The organism is Vibrio sp. YT-19(2023) (genome assembly GCF_033337395.1).
The window spans coordinates 1-741 of the sequence record NZ_JAWOQN010000431.1; the positions used below are offsets into that span (position 1 = coordinate 1).

Below are 741 nucleotides of genomic sequence, written 5' to 3' on the forward strand. Positions count from 1 at the left end.
CAACAGGCGTCTTACCATTGCCACCAGCGGTGATATTACCGACCACTACTACGGGCACGGGTGCTTGATACGCTTGCTTGCGACCAGTTTGGAACTGTTGACGCTTCGCTCTACTGATTGCACCAAACAACACACTGAGTGGCCATAATAATGGCCACAACAGATATTTTAATGGATGATTTTCAAACCAGATTTTTTCAACCACAGCAACTATTCGCCAAACTGGATGCGATGAAGTTGAGCGTAAGCGCCATTCTTAGCAATCAAGTCTGCGTGATTACCTCGTTCAATAATGGCACCGTCGTCTACGACTAGAATCTCATCGGCTTTTTCGATCGTTGACAAGCGGTGAGCAATCACCAACACGGTTTTATCTTTCTGCAGCTCATCTAATGCAGCTTGGATGGCACGCTCAGATTCCGTATCCAGTGCAGAGGTTGCTTCGTCAAGAATCAGTACAGGTGCATCACGCAGCAACGCTCGAGCAATCGCTACACGTTGGCGCTGACCACCAGATAAGCTCGCGCCGTTTTCGCCGATCATGGTATCTAAACCATTTTCCATCTTATTGATGAATTCCATTGCGTGAGCCAGCTTCGCTGCATGCTCAATATCGCTGCGCTGGTACTTATCTTCCGTCGCGTAAGCAATGTTGTTTGCTATGGTGTCATTGAAAAGATGTACGTTTTGCGAAACCAAAGCAAACTGCTCACGCAAGTTCTTCAATTCATAGTCACGAAT

Annotated in this window: 2 protein-coding genes; both read right to left on the minus strand. The window is 47.0% G+C overall.

Going from position 1 to position 741, the window contains the following annotated elements; translation table 11 throughout:
• The coding region (locus R7E78_RS26350) for a tetraacyldisaccharide 4'-kinase (protein WP_318058638.1) at positions 1–205 on the minus strand (205 nt) is incomplete at its 3' end.
• Between the two features lie 5 nt (positions 206–210).
• On the minus strand, positions 211–741 hold a 531-nt coding region (locus R7E78_RS26355; RefSeq protein ID WP_318058639.1), incomplete at its 5' end, for an ATP-binding cassette domain-containing protein.